This is a genomic window from Cecembia sp., from assembly GCF_007126775.1.
Classification (GTDB): domain Bacteria; phylum Bacteroidota; class Bacteroidia; order Cytophagales; family Cyclobacteriaceae; genus Cecembia.
In genome coordinates this window covers 43184-58810 of record NZ_SLAP01000109.1, presented here as the reverse complement: position 1 = coordinate 58810, position 15627 = coordinate 43184, and the positions used below count along the sequence as shown (strand labels likewise).

Sequence of the window (15627 nt, the reverse complement as noted above, 5' to 3'; positions counted from 1 at the left end):
TTAAATAATACACTAAAATCCACATAAGTGGCCCTTAAAATTGGATACCCTAAAATTCTTTATCCTTAAAAAAGAAAATGTATTTTTGATGGATCCAAATTCTTAGAAGTATCATGAAATCTTTCTGTTTTGCAAATGAAAAAATAATCGCTTCTGATCAGGCAACACTCCATCCCATGGATATAGGATTAATCAGAGGTTATGGCATATTCGACTTTTTCCGTACTGCTCATTATGTGCCAATGTTCTTAAATGACTACCTGGATAGGTTTATCAGTTCGGCCGAAAAAACCCATCTTTCTTTACACCTGAGCAAAGAACAACTTGCCCAAATTATCAAAGAGTTGATCGAAAAAAATAATCTTGAGTTTGGTGGAATACGCATGGTACTTACTGGTGGAGTATCTGAAAACCATTTCTCTCCAGTTGATGGCTCATTATTTATTTTCTGCGAAGACTTGGATTTTCCCTCACCAAGCAAATACGAAAAGGGAATAAAATTATTATCAGTGGAGCATATTCGGGCCATAGCGGATATCAAAACGACCAATTATGCGTTTCCGGTATGGCACAGTGCTACCTGGAAAAGAGAAGGTGCCGATGATGTTCTCTACCATCTCAATGGCCAAATATCTGAAAGCTCCCGCTCAAATATATTTGTGATAAAAGATGGAAATATTGCCACTCCCGATCAGCATATTCTACATGGGATTACAAGAAAGCGTGTATTGGAATTGGTTCAGCAAACCTCCATACGCCCTATCAGCCTAAAAGAAGTATTGGATGCAGATGAGGTTTTTATTACCAGTACCACAAAAAAAATCCTTCCGGTAACACAAATTGATAATTATAAAATCGGCACTGGACTCCCTGGTGATTTGACAAAAAAATTAATTGAAAACTTTTCGGAAATAGAGAAAAAACAATACCAAGCAGTCTAATTCCCTAAAAGAAATAAGAGGACTTTCATCTATGATGGAAGTCCTCTTACATTTTTAATTCGCCAGCAATTCTGCCTCTTTGAGAATATACATCAATTTTTCAGGATCCCTGTCATTAAGGGTTAGTTTTCCTCTTACTTTGACTTTTTTGGAGGTGTACTTGATTGGATTTTTAAGCAAAACTTCCATGACAGTCTCCGGTCCACCGGAGCCACAAAAAAAACACTCTGCCAGTGGAAGGGAGGACAAGATAATGTGTTCAGGCTTAAACATGCCCTCAAATGGAATAATAAAGCCATCCGCTTCTACTACTTTGCCCTCAAGATCTTTTATTTTATCACTGAAAACAGGAATGTACAATTCCCCAAATTCATCCTGCCCAATTTTATAAGTAACATTAGAAAGGTCCCTCCATACATTTTGTGCAGTCTGACTATAAGCGGAAATTGTCAATGCCAGAATCAAGCAACTTAAAATTATTGTTCTCTTCATTATTATTTGGTGTTCAAATTTCAATTTAGGATTTGGTCAATTGCTTAGCAATATCTGTTTGATAAGCGCTCCAAGCTGGTATAAGAGAGGCAATTATTCCTACAAGTACCGCGTAAGCAAGTATCCATAGTTCTTCTTTTAAGAAGACAGTCGCACTCAGTGTACTGATTGCCCCTTGGTCATTTTGTATAACAAGTACGGCTATGAAAAGGTGCCCGATCAGAATCCCTACAATCGCACCCAATACCGTAAGTATTACTCCCTCCAAAACAATATGAAGAAATAACTGCGTACTTGATGCTCCCAAGGTCCGCATTACCGCCAAATCATATTTACGTTCCTTGAGAGAATTGAAAAGTGCAATGAAAATACCTAAACCTGCAATGATAATAATCACAATGGCTAAACCCTGTATCAGTTTGATCCCTACTCCTAATAACTCAAACAAACGGGATATTTCAAATGATGGTGAGGCCGCTTGAAGGGCACTCCTGCTATTGATATACCTAGGGAGCTGAACTGCCGCCATAGGGTTACGGTATTGAACCAATAATGAAGTAACCTCCCTGTCTTCATCAGTTTCCGGGAAACCTGTTTTCGCTACAGTTTTTTCAAATTTTTCGTGATCATGACCCTCATCGTGGGTATACCAAACAGACTCTATACTTGTTAGGATGAGTTTATCCAAAACATTACTCATAGGCACAAGGATACCTGTTATGGTATAGGGATGCTCATCATGGGCATGGCTACTGCTCCCTATCCCATGAGACCCTACAAAAGTGTCTCCAATTTTGAGCCCAAGTTTATCCGCAACTTCATGACCAAGCACTACTTCGAAAGGCTTCTCCCAAGGATGGCCTTCTATCATTTGAGCATCATAAAGTTCCAGGTAATCATAATTGGTTCCTACAATCCTATAGCCTAAATAGTTATCTCCCATGCCTAAGGGAATAATATTTTTAACCAAGCGGTTTTTGGATAAGGCCATTGCATCGTTCATATCAATGTTTCCTGTCGGAAAATCTATATGGTATACACTGGATAAAATCAATTGTAATGGACTGCCTTTTGCTCCGACAACGAGATCAATGCCTTCTGCGTCTTTGGTCATCTTCTGCTCAAATTGATCTTGGATCAATATAAGAACCGTAATAATTGCAAGACCCAAAGCAAGCAAAAGGATGTTCAAGCCTGTATTCAGAGGTTTGGCAATCAAGTACTTCCAGCTCAGTTTTAACATATTCATGCTTCACCTCCTATAGTAATCTGATTGGAAATATGATCTTTTACCCTTTGGTCGTGGGTTACTATAATCAAAACAGCATTGAACTTTTCTGCTTGTTCTTTGAGAAGTTTGACTACATTGGCTGCATTGATATCATCTAGGCTGGCTGTAGGTTCATCAGCAAGAATAATTTTGGGAGAATTGGCCAGTGCCCTGGCAATTGAGACCCTTTGAGCCTCACCCTCTGATAAAGTATAGACCCTTGCTTTCCTTTTATCCAAAATATCCAGATCATTTAATAAGGATTCATTTTTATTGCCATTTGTACCAGAAAAAAAATTGGCCAGCTTGAGATTTTCCTCCACAGTCAAAGGCGAAAGTATATGGGGTTTTTGAAATATTATTCCAATATTCCTTCCTCGGAATTTGTCCAAAGCAGCACCCTTAAGCTGATAAATAGAAGTCCCATCAATAATAATTTCTCCCCGCTTAGGTTTCAATAAACCACCTAGCATATTCAATACGGTCGTTTTACCTGATCCTGATTTGCCTAAAATCAATAACTGTTCTCCAGCCTTGAGTTCCAGTGTAGGGATATTAAATTTCTGATCTGGTTGATATGAAAACTCAATATTCTTTGCAATAAGCATGGTTATTTTTTTATAGGAATTTTTACAAAAAATTTCGTTCCCTGGTTTTGTTTACTTTCAAAGGTAATCTCCCCATCGAGCACGTCCACACATTTTTTTACAATGGACAACCCTAGACCGGAACCTTCTGTAATGCCGACATTCTTTGCTCTAAAGAAACGGTCAAAAAGCTGATCTTGTTCCTTTTCCGGAATACCAATTCCATGATCCGTGAACTTAGCAAGCAAATGGCTATCCTCTTCCGAAAGATCAAACTCGACTTCCTGTCCATCTTTAGAGTACTTTACTGCATTGGAAAGCAGGTTCTCAAAAATTTGATATAAGAGATCTGAATCAGAAGTAATGGTTTTGGGTAAATTGGTCAGTTTTAAATTGATTTTAACATCGTGTTCACTCCCTGCCTTGACTACATCAACTACCTCCTTGACCAATGCATTGAGAAAAAGTTTCTTCGGTTTATAATCGATCTTATTGGCGTCTGCCTTGCCAAAGAAAAGTACAGAAGTCAGCAAACTATTGAGACTTCTAACAGAGTGTTCGATTTTTTCTGCATGCTTCATGATTTTAACTTTGAAAGGATGGTCCTTTTCAGCATACTTTTGTAGCAATTGGGCAGAACTCAAAATAGAAGTTAATGGGGTTTTGAACCCATGGGAAACATTCAAAACTATTCTGGATTTTAATTCACCTATTTCCCTTTCTTTTTCCAAAGCCCTTGTCAATTCTTTATTGGCCTCTGCTAAGTCTTTGGTACGCTGACGGACTTTCTCCTCCAGCTCGTTATTGAGCTTTTGAAGCTCTTTTTCTTTCCTGTCTTTGAAAATGGCCAATTCAATTACCATGTTCAATTCCCGGATATTAAATGGCTTGATCACGTAAGCAGAGGGATTAGTGCCCACTACTTTGGTTAGTGTTTCAGCATCTGAACTCGCCGAAAGGTAGACAACTGGAATATCATATTTTTCATTGATGATTTCAGTAGTCCGGATACCATCAAGTTCTCCTGCCAAATTGATGTCCATCATCACAATATCGGCATGATGCTCTGATAAAATTTCCAAGGCTTCTTCTCCCGATTCGGAGATCCCTATTATTTGATGGTTATTTTTTTCAAGCGCTTTTTTAAGCAAAAGGGCTGACACATGGTCATCCTCCGTAATCAAAATCCTTAATGGAAACATAGGCGTCGTCACTGTAACATGCAAATTACAAGATTATCTTGATTTCAAAAATCATTTATACCCTACCGGTAAAATAATCAATACCTTCGTACCTATATTCTTTTCACTTTCAATGATAATTTCACCTTTCATGAGGTTTACCAGGTTTTTGGTAATTGTCAAACCCAGACCTGTGCCCTCAAAAGTCCTTCCATAGCCTTGGCTTTCCTGCTCAAATGGTCTGAAAATTCTTTCCATAAACTCTTTACTCATCCCTAGCCCTTGGTCAATTACTTCAAAATGTAGAGAGCTCTCAACCCTTTCCAATCGAACACTAATCAGTCCCTTATCTGAATATTTGATTGCATTACCGACTACATTATTGATTATCATTTCCAGATAACGGGTATCAATTTTTGCAATAAAAGGCTGCGTAACATATTTGACTGTAATCAATAGCCCTTTCTTGACAGCCATAGCCTTTAAGGGTAGGAGTAATTTTGAAAGGTATTCATTCAGATTGGCTGTTTCCAAACGGGGCTCCATCTTATTGGCCTCAATTTTAGACAAATCCAAGATACTATTGATGGTATTTAATAAGCGCTCACCAGACTCCTGTATGATTTCAAGCTGCACGATGAGTTCTGTATCATTTTTTCTATTCAAAATAATATTCTCAGCTGTTCCTAATATACCGTTGAGCGGAGTGCGGATTTCATGACTCATATTGGACAAAAATGCCGACTTCATTTTACTTGCCTGTTCTGCTTTTTCTTTTGCAGCTTTCAAACCTTCCTCATATACCTTCCTTTCAGTAATGTCTCTAAAAACCGATAAATAAACTTTCTCTCCTTCAAAATCCGACTGAAGCTCAGTGGAATAGTAATCCACATCTTTATACCCACTCCTGAAAGCCAATTTCAATTCAACATTGATGCTGGTCACAGGGTTATCCCTATAAATTTCCTCTATTTTTTTCTTTTGCTCTTCGTAGAATTCCCTACTTTGGAACAGCGTCCATATATGACCGGATTCAATATCTTCTAATGAAAGTCCAGCCAATTTGGCCAAAGATTCGTTTACAGCTATTACCTTTCCGTTGCTCGTTGAAAGCATAAGTCCATCCTTCGAACTTTCCCAAACATTCTTGAACTGGTCTTCTGACTGAAATGCTTCTTTGGTTTTTTCATCCACCGCAATTTTCAAAATACCTGTTTGCTTGGTCTTGGAAAAAAGTGACTTGATCAAATAACCAAAGCCTATCAGAACAAAAAACAGAAGGGATATGAACCAGAACTGAAAATAAGGAGGTCTTAAAATTTTGAAAGAGGCAGAAGCTACCGGAGGAGTAAAATTGATACCATCCCTGCTGGCTGATAGCAAGAGCTTGTAATCCCCAGCAGGAAGATTATTGAAATACAATAGATTATCCCTTGGGTTGGTGATTTCTACCCAAGCGTCATCTAACCCTTCAAGTTTGTATTTTATAGTAAGCTGTGCATCCTGCAAAAAGGTAACCGCTTTAAAAGGAATGATGATGCTATTGCTACTGAAAGGAATTTTCTTCAGGTCAACTTTGCGCATAGGGAAATCTACAATCCGAGGAGTGCCAATCTTGACCAGAGGAAGACTACCAGTAGGGGTATCTTCCCTAGGGTTAAATTTTGAAAGGCCTTTAGAAGTACCTATCCAAACATTACCATCAGCATCCTCCATCAAAGCCCCTCTGTTCACTTCTGAACCAGCCAGCCCGCTTCTTTCATCAAATTGACGTATACCCTCTTCTTCAATCAGATAAACTCCCCTATCTGTTCCTGCCCATATTCTTCCCGAGCTGTCCGCCAAAAGACCAAACACAGATCTTTGTACCTTTTGCCCATGCCATTCAAAGTCTAATAATTTTCCATCCTTGAAAATTTTCAGACCTGTTTCTGTTGCAAATAAAACCTGATCTCTCCATTCTAAAAAATCATACCCAATAACTGCTATTCCCCCATCGAATACCGAAACCCTGTCTAAGTCCGGGGTAGCATTTCCTCCCTGCATCAAAACCAATCTGCCATCAGAAAGCTTTCCAACCTTTCTCAAAAAAACTTTGTCTTGACCAAGGGATGATAAAAGATCCAAGGTGATATCCTTGTTAAAATGCATCTCTGAAGCGTTGTGGATATTTGAAAGATATACCTTGTTGTTGCATATTATAAAAATGCTATCCCCTACCAAATGGGCTGAATTCACATATTTATCAAAGGGACTTTTCTGAAAAGTCAAATTTCTGGTCATTGGATCAAATTTACCTAAACCCTTAGCATTGGCTGTAAACCAAATTTTCCCATTTTTATCTTCTGCAAAACTTGTGATTCTGATCTCCGGCTGACCAATCAGCGCATCATCCTGATAAAGATTCCTCGTTTTTCCATTTTCCAGAATTTGAAGGCCACTATTAAAACCCAGCAATAATTCCTTTTCACTTAGCTGGAACAGCGCAGTAACCTCGTCTTCCAAAAAAGGGGGTGATGAAAAATTCAAAAAGCGCAATGAGCGAATATTCACCAAACCACGGTGAGATGTAATCCATAACACTCCTTCCCTGTCTAAAAAGCTGGAATAAAGGTTATGCGTACGCAGTAAATCAATGGTACTTAATCCAATAACCTTATCCTCTTCTATATTGTACTTAAATAATTGGGAGTTATAATGATAAAGGATATTGCCATTTGATAACATTAAACCACTGAATGGTTCGGTAATGTAAGCGCTCTTGACAAAACCACTACTGATTATTCTGTCTACCTTATTTAAACTTGATCCTTCTGCAAAAAAATCTTCACCAAGAAAATAGTACCGTTCATTTTTTTTGCCTTTTACTATCCTGGCAACCTGATTGGGCAATGTGATTCCCTCCCACTTCAGGTCGGTATATTTTTCACCATCAAACTTCAGTGACTGCTTTTCAAATAGCAATAAAGTGAATTCTTCATTATGAAAAACAGCATAAAATGCTCCACTATTTTCATAAGATAGCGGTTCTTTTTTCCATGAAAGTCCATCAAAAAAGTATATAAAATTACTATTTATAAAAAAGTACCCCTCCTTTCCCTTATGATCAAAAAAATCAAAATGAAGGTAGTTAAAAATCTGACCATCAAGCTCTTCGGGTAAAGGAAAAATCATCCAATCGTTTTCCTTATATCTAAAGACTCTAGGCTCTCCAGTTTTATTATAAATCCAAATTGCTTCATCTTTTCCCTTCAGTATGTGGATACGCTTGGATAACTGGGATTGAATGGAATCAGGGATAGGATAAGTAAAAAATCCATCAGAATAATAAAGTCCCAGAGCTGTATTGAACCAAATCTGACCTTCTGTATCCTGTTGTAAATTATAAATTATATCAGAAGGCAATTCTACACCCCTTATTTGTCTATTCACGGGAAAGACCTGTGCATTGACTTCAGTAAACGTCAGAAATAGAAAAATCCAACCAAATAATACTCTCATAATCCAGGGTAACAGCCATCTAAATTATAAAAAGATATCCATACTGTAAATAAATTGGATATTGTTTCCCTTTTCTTTTTGTGGTAGGACTTAATCTTTTATTTTTGTCCAAACTTTAAAAATCGCAATATGAGTGTTTTAGTCAATAAAGATTCAAAAGTGATCGTGCAGGGCTTTACCGGTTCTGAAGGTTCATTCCATGCACAGCAAATGATAGAGTATGGTACCAATGTAGTGGGAGGAGTAACTCCAGGCAAAGGTGGAACCAAACATTTGGAAAAGCCTGTTTACAACTCTGTGGAAGAAGCAGTCTCAAAAACAGGTGCCAATACATCCATCATCTTTGTTCCCCCAGCATTTGCGGCAGATGCCATCATGGAAGCTGCAGACGCTGGTATCAAAGTAATCATTGCCATCACCGAAGGAATTCCAGTGGCTGACATGATGAAGGCCAAGCCATATATCAAAGAAAGAGGCGCTGTATTGGTTGGTCCAAACTGTCCTGGTGTGATAACCCCGGGCGAAGCTAAAGTTGGGATCATGCCTGGATTTGTTTTCAAAAAAGGCCGGGTCGGCATTGTTTCCAAATCAGGAACATTAACTTATGAAGCTGCTGATCAAATCGCTAAGGCTGGAATGGGAGTATCCACTGCCATAGGCATCGGTGGAGACCCAATCATAGGTACTTCAACAAAAGAAGCTGTACAGCTGTTGATGGAAGACCCGGAAACGGATGCTATTGTCATGATCGGTGAAATTGGAGGTAACTATGAGGCTGAAGCTGCCAAATGGATCAGGGAAACAGGAAATAAAAAACCAGTAGTTGGATTTATCGCTGGACAGACTGCTCCTCCGGGACGTAGAATGGGCCATGCCGGTGCCATTATCGGTGGCGCCGATGACACAGCTGCTGCCAAAATGAGAATTATGGCCGAAAACGGTATCCACGTAGCTGAAAGCCCTGCAGAAATCGGCGCAGTGATGGCCAAGGTTTTAGAAGTTGAGGCTTGATAGAAATTAGTGATCGGTTATTAATGATTAGTAACTGATAAATAAAAAACCGCTCGGAGAAATCCTGGCGGTTTTTTTATTGTTGACATGATGAAAATAAATTAAATGAAAACATGAAATCAAACTAAATCTTTTTTAATTTAGTGGAAATACGGGACAGTTTTGAGAGTTTATACGTCTTGGAAAAAAAGTGTATTGGAAGCTGCAGTTAAACTTTAGGCACCATTGTAAAAAACAAATACTATTATGAGAAAGTGTATTCCAATATTTCTGACTTTGACGGTCTTCATTATTTTAGGTTGTGATACAACAGACTCAATAAACCCAATTGACAGCGAAATAGCTCGTTTTAAAACCGAGACAACCCTACAGTTTAATGGAAAGGTTTTGAATGAAAATATTGCCTGGAGATTTGATTGGAACGGTGGGGTTACAATATTCCGACAAAGCTTTTGGTGTGTTGCTGATAACAAAGCCATTCAACAGAGAAATTTCGGATTCTCTAAAAATGATCCGGCCGCGAATCTGAGATCATTAAAAATTATATCACCGGCCCTTGATACGGCTGATACCTATTCCACTAAACTGGCCATCTTTGACGTAGGTAAAAAAGAATTCCAGACTACAAGCAACACTGTATTTGATGGTTTTATAATTCAAGGAACAACCAAGGATGGCTGCTTTTCCACTTACTTTGGAGACCAAAATAAAAGCTCCATCGAGATTGTCAGATTGCAGGAATTACAACCTGACTCTGAAGGAAATAAGGATTACAAAAGAGTTAGATTATGGACTGTTGTTACCTGTGATTTATATAGCTGTAGTGGGGATAAAATCGGTACCATTGAGAAAGGAAGATTTATTACAGAAGTTGATATAGAACGAAACTTATAACAAGAGTCCTATCGGATTATATCCTTACCCATACTATCATCATGTAAAACATGATACAAAAACTACAATGGTAAAAGACTAAAGTTTTGTATCATAAAAACCCATAGCCAAGTATCTAAAAAACACTTCCGAGATAGGGAAGGTATAGGCTTTAGAAGCTTGATATAATGATCATAAATAAGTTTTATAAATCTTTCAAAGTGATTGTAAATGTCGCTTTAAGCATTGTCATTAAGTGGCTTATGTTTGTGAAAATTTATATATGGGTATTTTTTATGAATTTGTAATACATATTTTTGTATATATATTTTATTTTTTTGGCCTGGCGATAGTCTGGTAGCGATAAAGTAAACATTATCAATGCGCTGTATTTATTAAGCGACAATTGGATTCAACCTATCCTTTTTAAAAAATTTCCCGTAGAATTTGAGTCCTAAAGAAAGCCAATTAACAGCACTAAAATCGAAGTAATATGACATCCAGATCTTTGAATATCAATATACTTAGCCCAATGATGCGCTTTATCAAAAAAAGCACATTCAGTTCGATGTTGTTGTTTTTTTCTGCTGCATTGGCATTGATTTTAGCAAACTCACCCGCTCATGGCTATATTCAGTGGTTTTTGAATCAAAACATTGGATTTACGATTGGTGGATTCAGTGTTGAAAAATCCATATTGCTTTGGATCAATGATGGATTGATGTCCATTTTCTTTTTTGTCATAGGACTTGAACTAAAAAGGGAAATCATTTGTGGGGAACTTTCAGTTCCAAAAAATGTCCTAATGCCTATTGTAGCTGCCATAGGTGGAATGGCGTTCCCAGCCCTGATATACCTTGCTTTTACATCTGGCGGCTCTGTTGATGCACTTCGAGGATGGGGAATTCCCATGGCAACTGATATTGCATTTGCCTTGGGTGTACTCTATTTATTAGGTCCAAGAGTTCCTATTCAGCTCAAGGTTTTTCTTACAGCGTTGGCCATAATAGACGATCTGGGCGCAGTCTTGGTAGTAGCCTTATTTTATACCTCTGAAATCTCCATGGTAAACCTGAGCATTGGTGCCCTAATTCTAGGTTTGATGTTTACCCTCAACAAAATCGGAGTAAGGAGGGTATTGATTTATTCTATTCTTGGAATTGGAGGTGTCTGGCTAGCCACCCTGTTATCTGGTGTACATGCTACTATTGCAGCAGTTTTGGCCGCATTTGTCATTCCCGCAGACAGAAAAATCAACAAAAAAAAATACCTGTTCAATATTGATCACCTCGCTGCTAAATTCAAAGAAGCCAATAAAGCTAGAGATGAAAAATACCTGCTCTCCAGTGAGGAAGAAAACATCATAGGGGAAATTAAAAGAATCTCGAAAGCCTCCATCTCTCCCCTACAAAGGCTGGAGAGAAGCATGCATGGTTTGGTAGTTTATATTGTCATGCCTGTCTTTGCACTGGCCAATGCCGGAGTGGTATTGGATAGCAACTGGATGGAAATGATAAGTAGCCCCATTGCTATGGGAGTATGTTTTGGTCTTGTATTTGGAAAAATTATCGGAATTTATGGCTTGTCTACCTTGGGTCTTAAACTCAAATGGTTCAGCATGCCTGAAGGTCTAAATGCCAGCATGCTGCTTGGAATTTCTTGCCTGGCAGCCATTGGATTCACCATGTCACTCTTTATTAATGCCTTGGCATTTACCAACCCCGTCTACGTAGAGCAAGCCAAAATGGGTGTATTATTGGCCTCTTTAGTGTCTGGAATAGCAGGATATTTAATCTTGAAGAGAGCCGTGAATAAAAAGGAAATCACTTCATTTCCTCAAATAAACAAGGCTGCTGAAGACCTTAAACCAATCCAAAAATAGAGTCACTCTGCTGAATACAGCTGATTTTTGGTGGGAGTCCCAAGTTTAGTTTTGCAGAACATTAGAAATAAAAAATCTCGACTATGTTTCAATAGAAAAAACCGTTCCTAATTGATCATTTTTTATCCCGTATCGTTTCACTCTCGGTTTCTTTGATATACTTCGATTTTATTTTTATTTCAATTTATTTCACGAACCTATCTGGTTAGACAAAGTATATTTCAAGAATAAACTACCTTTGCGCCTTGAATTCCTAATACCATGATCTCAGTCGACAATATTGCAGTGATTCACGGCGGACACGCCTTATTCAGTGATGTTTCTTTTTCCATCAACCCCAATGATAAAATTGCACTCATGGGGAAAAACGGAGCCGGAAAATCCACCATGCTTAAAATCATAGCAGGAGCAACCAAACCCTCCAAAGGTGGTGTTTCCGCACCCAAAGATGCAGTAATCGCCTATCTCCCTCAGCATTTGCTGACTGCTGATGATTGTACTGTCTTCGAAGAGACAGCCAAGGCATTTGCGTCTTACCTAAACCTTAAAGAGGAAATAGACAGGCTGAATGACGAGTTGACCGTTAGAACGGATTATGATTCTGAGGAATATTACAAAATCATTGAAAGGGTTTCAGAAGTATCGGAGAAGTTCTATTCCATTGAAGAAGTGAATTATGAAGAAGAAGTGGAAAAGGTCCTTTTGGGTCTTGGTTTTGACAGGTCCGATTTCCAGCGACCAACTTCGGAATTTTCCGGTGGATGGAGAATGAGGATTGAGTTGGCCAAAATTCTTTTGCAAAAACCTGATCTGATCCTCTTGGATGAGCCTACCAACCACCTGGACATAGAATCCATTCAGTGGCTGGAGGAATTTTTGACTGAAAAAGCAAAAGCGGTAGTGGTGATTTCCCATGACCGTGCCTTTGTGGATAACATCACCAACCGTACCATTGAGGTAACCATGGGCCGAATTTATGATTACAAGGCAAAATACAGCCATTACCTCGAACTGAGAAAAGAACGTAGGGAACAACAGCAGAAGCATTACGAAGAGCAGCAGCGTACGATTGCGGATATTCAAGGATTTATCGACCGCTTTAAAGGCACTTATTCCAAAACCCTGCAAGTACAATCTCGAGTGAAAATGCTTGAAAAAATGGAAATCATTGAGGTGGATGAAGTGGACACTTCTGCCCTGAAACTACGCTTTCCTCCTTCCCCGAGGTCCGGAAAGTATCCGATAATAGTCGAAGAACTTACCAAATCCTATGGTGAACATGTGGTATTCAAGAATGCTTCCATGACCATTGAAAGAGGACAAAAAGTGGCCTTTGTTGGTAAAAACGGGGAAGGTAAATCCACCATGATCAAAGCCATTATGGGAGAAATCGACTTTGAAGGCCGTTGTGAACTGGGGCACAATAGTATGATAGGTTACTTTGCCCAAAACCAGGCTTCACTGCTGGATGAAAGCCTGACTATCTTCGAAACCATAGATCAGATTGCTGTAGGAGAAATCCGCTCCAAAATCAAGGACCTTTTGGGCGCGTTTATGTTCAAAGGTGATGATATAAACAAAAAAGTAAAGGTGTTATCCGGAGGAGAAAAAACCCGATTGGCCATGATCAAACTTTTATTGGAGCCGGTCAATCTGCTTATCCTTGACGAACCTACCAACCACCTCGATATGCGTACCAAGGACATCATAAAGGATGCTTTAAAGGATTTTGACGGCACTTTGATCCTGGTTTCCCACGACAGGGACTTCCTCGATGGCTTGGCCACCAAGGTTTTTGAGTTTGGAAATAAAAGAGTTAAGGAACACTTTGAGGACATCAATGGCTTCCTGAGAAATAAGAAATTGGAGAATTTGAGGGAGGTGGAACGAAGTTCAAAATGATATATGCCTAGTGATATAAATGGAAACATGCCTTCAGCGATATAGGTAGCGTTCGATATTGGTTGATATTTACAAAGTGATATTTTTTGATATGGGTTGGGAGAAATTGAAGGGAATATTATGGAAAAATGCTTCGGGATATATTTAGAAATATGGTAGAGATATTATAGTGGATACAAGTAGATAATAGCTTTAAGATATTGATGGATATGAGAAAAAACATTATCCTATTGATGGACCTGATCCTATTGAAGCCATTAAAATAAGTATGGCTGAAAAAATGAACAGCCTATAAAACGGTATAAGCTATTAATTTAAGGGTTCAAACAAAAATTATAATTAATTTTTTCGTTATTTTAAAACCTTAAACATTTCCAATCAAGGAGCGTATATGACAATATTGCTCTCGGTTTAATAGTAGCTCCCTTTTTGGTCAAAATAATTTGCTTGAATGGACAGCTTTTTCATCATAGTGATCATCTTCCTTCTGCTCAACATTGGTTTGGGTTTAATTCGGCTTTGGCGGGGCCCATCAATTGCAGACCGCTTGCTGACCACCCAACTTTTCGGTACTGCTGGCATGGCCATACTGATGGTAATGGCCGGTTACCTGAATGATCTTACTTTGCTTAATGTGGTAATTACTTTCAATGTGTTATCCATTATTTTGGTAATCTGTTTGGTTCAGGTCTGGAAAAAAAAGAAAGAAAAAATGCCATGATGATAAAGGAATTGTTAATCGTTCTACTTTTATTGGCGGGCTGTTTCTTTTTTCTGGCAGGAACATTGGGTTTACTTCGTTTTCCGGATTTATTCTCCCGCCTACACGCCCTGACTAATGCCGATAATTTAGGACTTGGCTTTATCGCAGCGGGCATGGCCTTATACATTGCATCACCTTGGACTTCAGTTAAGATTTTCTTGATCTGGATATTGACACTCCTTTCAAGTGCCACATCCAGTTATCTCATCGCACGTTTCCAAAGGGGACAGGACAAATCTAAAAACAGAAGGGAGGAATAGTGGATATTTTGATCGATATATTGCTGGCCTTACTTTCAGTATACCTTGCTTTTCGGTGCATGCTTGCACCGAAGCTAAGCAAAGCAGTTTTTGTTTTTTTCGCTTTTGGTTTGACCTTAGCTTTGGCTTGGATCCGATTAGGTGCAGTGGATGTAGCCATTGCCGAGGCTGCTATTGCTTCCGGATTTATGGGTGTGCTGCTGCTTGATTCTTTACGGGACTTTTCGCTTACATTTTCAAAAAATCACAATGTCATTGAAGTAAAACCAAATAATTCTGTTGAAGTAAAGAACAGGTCCGAACTCTTTCCAAAAATCGGTTTGGGTATAGGATTACTGCTTTTTCTTCTCATTTCACTGGAAGCGGTCTGGAATATTCCTGAAGGCGGTGGATTAACTGCACTTGCCGGATCCAAGATTTCTGAATCCGGGGTGGAACACCCGGTTACTGCTGTTTTGCTTAATTACCGTGCATATGATACTTGGCTGGAAATTGGAGTTATTCTAATGGGGCTATTGGCAATATTTGCAGCAGGTGGAATAAAGCAATACCGTAAAGCGGGTATTACTCCCTCACAAGACCCAATACTTCGTCAGGCAATTTTGATTTTTATACCGGTATTATTCCTTTTTGGGGCTTTCCTCCTGTATTTTGGAAAAATGGGGCCTGGGGGTGCGTTTCAGGCTGCTGTAATGTGGGGGGCGATTGGAATACTGCTTCACTTGGGAGGCTGGCCGGTTTTCACAGAAATCCCACGCCGGCTACGCTTGTTAATGCTGACTGCTGGTCTGGGTTTTTTCCTTTTCTTAGGTTTGATATTCATGACCACAGGAGGAGCCCTGTTTGAATATCCTCCCGCCTATGCAGGATTACTGATATTGATGATAGAAACATTCGGGGCGGTAAGCATTGCAGCTGCCCTCACGGCAATTTTTGCCTTTTTAACGAAATAAATTAAAGAGTT

At 38.9% G+C, this 15627-nt stretch carries 13 protein-coding genes; 8 read left to right on the top strand and 5 right to left on the bottom strand.

Annotated elements, in window-relative coordinates:
* Positions 1 to 113 precede the first annotated feature (113 nt).
* Positions 114 to 941: an aminotransferase class IV gene (locus QZT73_RS07465; RefSeq protein ID WP_291787470.1), complete on the top strand. Its 828-nt coding sequence runs from the start codon at positions 114 to 116 to the stop codon at positions 939 to 941.
* Between the two features lie 54 nt (positions 942 to 995).
* Here the strand turns inward: QZT73_RS07465 and QZT73_RS07460 are convergent, their stop codons facing one another.
* Genes QZT73_RS07460 through QZT73_RS07440 form a run of 5 tightly spaced genes read right to left on the bottom strand, consistent with a single transcriptional unit; the run spans position 996 to position 7972 of the window.
* Positions 996 to 1433 carry a hypothetical protein gene (locus QZT73_RS07460; RefSeq protein ID WP_291779608.1) on the bottom strand — a complete coding sequence of 146 codons (438 nt, stop codon included), beginning with the start codon at positions 1431 to 1433 and terminating at the stop codon, positions 996 to 998.
* A 25-nt stretch (positions 1434 to 1458) separates the two neighbouring features.
* Positions 1459 to 2682 (bottom strand): FtsX-like permease family protein, encoded by a 1224-nt coding sequence (locus tag QZT73_RS07455; RefSeq protein ID WP_291779605.1) that lies wholly within the window; start codon positions 2680 to 2682, stop codon positions 1459 to 1461.
* The gene (locus tag QZT73_RS07450; RefSeq protein ID WP_291787469.1) at positions 2679 to 3311 is read right to left on the bottom strand and encodes an ATP-binding cassette domain-containing protein; all 633 of its coding nucleotides are present in this window, start codon (positions 3309 to 3311) and stop codon (positions 2679 to 2681) included. The genes QZT73_RS07455 and QZT73_RS07450 overlap by 4 nt, the downstream gene beginning before the upstream one ends.
* 2 nt (positions 3312 to 3313) lie before the next feature.
* Positions 3314 to 4492 carry an ATP-binding protein gene (locus tag QZT73_RS07445; RefSeq protein ID WP_291779599.1) on the bottom strand — a complete coding sequence of 393 codons (1179 nt, stop codon included), beginning with the start codon at positions 4490 to 4492 and terminating at the stop codon, positions 3314 to 3316.
* A 51-nt stretch (positions 4493 to 4543) separates the two neighbouring features.
* Positions 4544 to 7972 (bottom strand): ATP-binding protein, encoded by a 3429-nt coding sequence (locus QZT73_RS07440; RefSeq protein ID WP_291787468.1) that lies wholly within the window; start codon positions 7970 to 7972, stop codon positions 4544 to 4546.
* Between the two features lie 129 nt (positions 7973 to 8101).
* Here QZT73_RS07440 and sucD point away from each other — a divergent pair, with 129 nt between their 5' ends.
* The 7 genes from sucD (at position 8102) to QZT73_RS07405 (ending at position 15616) form a co-directional block, all read left to right on the top strand.
* Complete coding sequence (sucD, locus tag QZT73_RS07435; RefSeq protein ID WP_291783221.1) at positions 8102 to 8983, top strand: succinate--CoA ligase subunit alpha; 882 nt, start codon at positions 8102 to 8104, stop codon at positions 8981 to 8983.
* Between the two features lie 246 nt (positions 8984 to 9229).
* Positions 9230 to 9877, top strand: a complete 648-nt coding sequence (locus tag QZT73_RS07430; protein WP_291783224.1) for a hypothetical protein — start codon at positions 9230 to 9232, stop codon at positions 9875 to 9877.
* Positions 9878 to 10349: 472 nt separating this feature from the next.
* The gene (gene nhaA / locus QZT73_RS07425) at positions 10350 to 11738 is read left to right on the top strand and encodes a Na+/H+ antiporter NhaA (protein ID WP_291787467.1); all 1389 of its coding nucleotides are present in this window, start codon (positions 10350 to 10352) and stop codon (positions 11736 to 11738) included.
* 261 nt (positions 11739 to 11999) lie between these two features.
* Positions 12000 to 13640 (top strand): ABC-F family ATP-binding cassette domain-containing protein, encoded by a 1641-nt coding sequence (locus QZT73_RS07420; RefSeq protein WP_291787466.1) that lies wholly within the window; start codon positions 12000 to 12002, stop codon positions 13638 to 13640.
* A gap of 451 nt (positions 13641 to 14091) precedes the next feature.
* Positions 14092 to 14361: a hypothetical protein gene (locus QZT73_RS07415; protein ID WP_291787465.1), complete on the top strand. Its 270-nt coding sequence runs from the start codon at positions 14092 to 14094 to the stop codon at positions 14359 to 14361.
* Entirely contained in the window at positions 14358 to 14663 is a 306-nt protein-coding gene (locus tag QZT73_RS07410; RefSeq protein ID WP_291787464.1) for a monovalent cation/H(+) antiporter subunit G, read from the top strand. Before QZT73_RS07415 ends, QZT73_RS07410 begins: the two co-directional genes overlap by 4 nt.
* Positions 14663 to 15616, top strand: coding sequence for a hydrogenase subunit MbhD domain-containing protein (locus QZT73_RS07405; protein WP_291787453.1), 954 nt, complete (start codon positions 14663 to 14665; stop codon positions 15614 to 15616). Before QZT73_RS07410 ends, QZT73_RS07405 begins: the two co-directional genes overlap by 1 nt.
* Positions 15617 to 15627 lie beyond the last annotated feature (11 nt).

Coding starts and splice junctions, on each gene's coding strand:
- QZT73_RS07465 (WP_291787470.1), top strand. CDS start 114: ATGAAATCTTTCTGTTTTGCAAATGAAAAAATAATCGCTTCTGATCAG.
- QZT73_RS07460 (WP_291779608.1), bottom strand. CDS start 1,433: ATGAAGAGAACAATAATTTTAAGTTGCTTGATTCTGGCATTGACAATT.
- QZT73_RS07455 (WP_291779605.1), bottom strand. CDS start 2,682: ATGAATATGTTAAAACTGAGCTGGAAGTACTTGATTGCCAAACCTCTG.
- QZT73_RS07450 (WP_291787469.1), bottom strand. CDS start 3,311: ATGCTTATTGCAAAGAATATTGAGTTTTCATATCAACCAGATCAGAAA.
- QZT73_RS07445 (WP_291779599.1), bottom strand. CDS start 4,492: ATGTTTCCATTAAGGATTTTGATTACGGAGGATGACCATGTGTCAGCC.
- QZT73_RS07440 (WP_291787468.1), bottom strand. CDS start 7,972: ATGAGAGTATTATTTGGTTGGATTTTTCTATTTCTGACGTTTACTGAA.
- sucD (WP_291783221.1), top strand. CDS start 8,102: ATGAGTGTTTTAGTCAATAAAGATTCAAAAGTGATCGTGCAGGGCTTT.
- QZT73_RS07430 (WP_291783224.1), top strand. CDS start 9,230: ATGAGAAAGTGTATTCCAATATTTCTGACTTTGACGGTCTTCATTATT.
- nhaA (WP_291787467.1), top strand. CDS start 10,350: ATGACATCCAGATCTTTGAATATCAATATACTTAGCCCAATGATGCGC.
- QZT73_RS07420 (WP_291787466.1), top strand. CDS start 12,000: ATGATCTCAGTCGACAATATTGCAGTGATTCACGGCGGACACGCCTTA.
- QZT73_RS07415 (WP_291787465.1), top strand. CDS start 14,092: ATGGACAGCTTTTTCATCATAGTGATCATCTTCCTTCTGCTCAACATT.
- QZT73_RS07410 (WP_291787464.1), top strand. CDS start 14,358: ATGATGATAAAGGAATTGTTAATCGTTCTACTTTTATTGGCGGGCTGT.